The sequence below is a fragment of the Pseudomonas sp. 43NM1 genome (genome assembly GCF_002836905.1).
Lineage (GTDB): Bacteria > Pseudomonadota > Gammaproteobacteria > Pseudomonadales > Pseudomonadaceae > Aquipseudomonas > Aquipseudomonas prosekii.
In genome coordinates this window covers 1-3,409 of record NZ_MKGS01000093.1, presented here as the reverse complement: position 1 = coordinate 3,409, position 3,409 = coordinate 1, and the positions used below count along the sequence as shown (strand labels likewise).

Genomic DNA, 3,409 nt, shown 5'->3' with positions numbered 1-3,409 from the left:
GCTCCAGCGGATAACTGCGCGGCACTTCCAAACGGACCAACGCGCCAGCCGCGCCCGGTTGGCCATCGCTGCCATCGCTGCCGTTGAACCCGCGACCGGCCTGGCCCCACGTGCAACCCGGGTCCTCGCCGTAAGCGCCATCCAGCCCGACAAAACCCGGCGCGCCCGCGCCGCCGCGTGCGTCGACGGTCAACATCGGTGCATCCAGTGCCTTGATCTGCAGGTTCAGATTACGTCCCGAACGAGCCGCCTTCTGATACGTCCCCGGCGCCCCGCGCGCGGTGATCGAGCTGCCTTCGGACAATTCGGCGCGGCTGACTTTCAGCTCCAGCGCCTGTTCGCCCGGAACAATGGCAATTCGCGCGTCACGCCCGAGGTGCAATTCGCCGACCGTCACTTCCGTGACGTTGGACGGAATCAGCAACGTGCCGTAATCGGCAACGTCCAGGCGTTCGAGCTGCAAAGTGCTGGTGTTATTCGGCAAGCGCATCAGGGAATTGCTTTCAACGCTCACGACCTGAGCACAGGCCAACGGGCTGATGAACGCGGCAAGCAGACAAAGTTTACGCATGGGAAGCCCCTTGTACGGCCGGGGCCGGAATGGTTTGCAAATGGAAAACGCCAAAAAACAGGATCTTCAAACGATCACGCCACGGATGGGCGCGACCTCTGAGGCTGCGAAAACACAGCAGCGCCTCAAGAAAATGGATAACCGCCAACAGAGCGCCGGCCAAATTGACCAGCAGGTGCAGCGGATTGATAAACGGCATCAGCAAGTTGACCAGCACCACCAACCAGAACAGCAGGGTCAACAGCTTCCCCAGCCCCCAAAACACCTTCATACGCTCCCCCGTTGAGAATTATTCTTTGGGCGCACAGTAACGGCTTCCACGCGGGATGCGCCAGTGGGCAACAGAAAATTCATCCAGAAGGCCGCCGGTTTAACCGTTTTACCGGCCCGGCGGCTCTAGATCGAGGCTTTTGCTAAACGCCTGCGTCAAGCATCAGCGATTGATGTGCAACTCGACACGACGGTTTTGCGCCCGGCCTTCTTCCGTTTCATTGTCGGCAACCGGCTGGCTTTCACCTTTGCCTTCGCTGGTGAGTTTGTTTGGCGCCAGGCCCTGGCTCAGCAAATAGGCGGCAACGCTGCTCGCGCGACGCTCCGACAATGCCTGGTTGTACGCGTCCGAACCGGTGCTGTCGGTATGGCCGATGACTTTGATGCTGACCACGTCGGCGTTCTGCAACTTGGTCATCAGTGCATCAAGCTCGCTGCGAGCGGCAGGCGTGAGGTCGGATTTGTCGAAGTCGAACAGCACGTTGCCGGCATCGCTCAGGGTAATGACTTCCGTCGCCGGCGGCGCTGGCTCGACCGGTTTGACGCTGACCGGGTACACCGGCCGCGGGCAGCCGCGATGATCGACAGCGGTGTTTTCCGGCGTGTCGGGGCAACGATCACGCCGGTCGAATACGCCGTCGCTGTCTTCGTCGCCGTCCTGCGCATAACAGATCAAACCACCCGTAACGATTCCGAGCGCTGCTCCGCCGCCCGCCCATGCGCTACTTTGCAGAGCACCGAGGCCGCCGCCGACCAGGCCGCCGATGACGCTGCAGATCGGCCAGGTACGTTGATTGAGCGGGGCAGTGCCATCGCTGTGAGTGGCGCAACCGGTCAACAAGCTGCCAAGCAGCAGAACCGGCAAGACGGTGCGTATGAGAACGCTCATTTGTGAATGCTCCTGTGTTACCGGCCCATACCGGTTACACAGGAGTAAAGACCCGCAACCGCGACTGCACAAGCCGCGGAGCGGAAGGGGCTTTAACGCTCGATTTTGATTTCGGTGCGGCGGTTCTGCGCGCGGCCATCGGCCGTCTTGTTATCAGCCACTGGCTGGCTTTCGCCCAGGCCGGTCACCGAGACAAAACTGCTGCGCGGCACGCCGCCCTGGATCAGGTATTCCACCACCGAGTGCGCACGTTTGTCCGAGAGCTTCTGATTGTAGGCATCGCTGCCGACGCTGTCGGTGTGGCCGTTGACGGTCAGGCGCGCAGTCGACGCTTCCTGTTTCAGGCGCGTCGCGACTTTGTCGAGGACCAGTTTGTCGGACGGGGTCAGCGTGGCTTTGTCGAACTGGAAGTGCACGTCGCGGATGACAATGGTTTCTTCCTTGACGATCACTACTTCCTCGACCACTGGCGCCGGCGCTGGTGGTGGGCAGCCGTCAGCATCCACCTGAACCCCGCGCGGTGTGCCCGGGCACTTGTCGCGGCTGTCCGGCACGCCATCACCGTCCTCGTCGCCGTCACCGTGAACCCAGCAATACGCCGCCGCCATGCCGCCGACAAACAGCGCACCGCCGCCGGCCCACGCGGTGCTTTCGGTCGCACCCAGCCCTGCACCGACGACACCGCCGACCGCCGCACAGGACGGCCAGTCGGTTTTCTGCAAACCTGCGCAACCAGTCAACACACTGGTTAGCAGCACCAAGGGTAATGCTGTCCGAACTATGCTCATCTAGTTTTCTCCTGAGGGATCGGCTTGAAACCGATTCAGGGAGTAAAGACCGCAGTTTTAATCTCCGCCAGCAATAGGCCATCGCTGTTTTAGCCCGTGTTCACGGGACATCGGCACTTTTGCCGGACAATGGCTCTAGGCCCGGAGGTTGCGGCAGGCTAGTCTTGGCGCTCTGATTGAGGATCTTCGATGATTGCAGGTATTTCTTCGCGCACGCCGCAGCAGGCCTTGGCCGCTTTGCTCGACCTTTATGCACCGGCACGGCTGTTGCTTATTGGCGCCAGTGAATTCCCCGCCGTGGCGGCGTTCAAGCTCGCGCATCCGGACAGTTGCGTCGCCCACGCAGCGCCCGGGCCGTTGCCGCCAGAGCTGGCGGCGCGGCGTTTTGATCTGGCGCTGGTGGTTGATTGCCTGGAACATCTGCCCAAGCGCGATGGCCTGAATCTGCTCGGCGGCATTCGCAACCTCAACGCCAGCCGCATCGCGGTGCTGGCCGATCTGCCGGCCAGCCAATGGCAGGAAACCGACTTTTTCTCCCTGGCGCTGCAGGCCAGCGAACGCTTTCAGCGCGACGATCAGGTGCTGACGCTGTTCACCTATGATCTGCTTGACTATAAACAGGTGCCCGACTGGCTCAACGCGCGGTTCTGGGCCAATCCGGAAAACTTCGGGAAATACTGGTGGTAACGCAATGAGTACATCCATTTGCCCTTGCGGCAGCGGCACCCTGCTCGACGCCTGCTGCGGTCATTACCATGCCGGCCACCCGGCCCCATGCGCCGAGGCCTTGATGCGTTCGCGCTACAGCGCCTATGTGCTGGGGCTGGTCGATTATCTGGTGGCGACCACCCTGCCCGCGCAACAGGCCGGGCTGGATCGGCAGTCGATGAG

6 protein-coding genes are annotated in these 3,409 nt (G+C 61.8%); 2 read left to right on the top strand and 4 right to left on the bottom strand.

Annotated features, from left to right (window positions below):
- The 4 genes from BI292_RS09575 to BI292_RS09560 all read right to left on the bottom strand — a co-directional run.
- Nucleotides 1-571: collagen-like protein (locus BI292_RS09575; protein ID WP_101207731.1), on the bottom strand; the 571-nt coding region annotated here is incomplete at its 3' end.
- Nucleotides 564-842: a DUF1145 domain-containing protein gene (locus tag BI292_RS09570; protein WP_092272170.1), complete on the bottom strand. Its 279-nt coding sequence runs from the start codon at nucleotides 840-842 to the stop codon at nucleotides 564-566. The genes BI292_RS09575 and BI292_RS09570, both read right to left, overlap by 8 nt.
- Before the next feature lie 162 nt (nucleotides 843-1,004).
- Nucleotides 1,005-1,730 carry an OmpA family protein gene (locus BI292_RS09565; protein ID WP_101207730.1) on the bottom strand — a complete coding sequence of 242 codons (726 nt, stop codon included), beginning with the start codon at nucleotides 1,728-1,730 and terminating at the stop codon, nucleotides 1,005-1,007.
- A gap of 92 nt (nucleotides 1,731-1,822) precedes the next feature.
- Nucleotides 1,823-2,518 carry an OmpA family protein gene (locus BI292_RS09560; protein WP_092272177.1) on the bottom strand — a complete coding sequence of 232 codons (696 nt, stop codon included), beginning with the start codon at nucleotides 2,516-2,518 and terminating at the stop codon, nucleotides 1,823-1,825.
- Between the two features lie 189 nt (nucleotides 2,519-2,707).
- Between BI292_RS09560 and BI292_RS09555 the strand changes: the two genes are divergently transcribed.
- Both BI292_RS09555 and BI292_RS09550 read left to right on the top strand, forming a co-directional pair.
- On the top strand, nucleotides 2,708-3,205 hold the full coding sequence (locus BI292_RS09555; protein ID WP_092272180.1) for a DUF6231 family protein: 498 nt from the start codon (nucleotides 2,708-2,710) through the stop codon (nucleotides 3,203-3,205).
- Between the two features lie 4 nt (nucleotides 3,206-3,209).
- Nucleotides 3,210-3,409, top strand: a 200-nt coding sequence (locus tag BI292_RS09550; protein ID WP_256592643.1) for a YchJ family metal-binding protein, incomplete at its 3' end; no start/stop codon positions are given.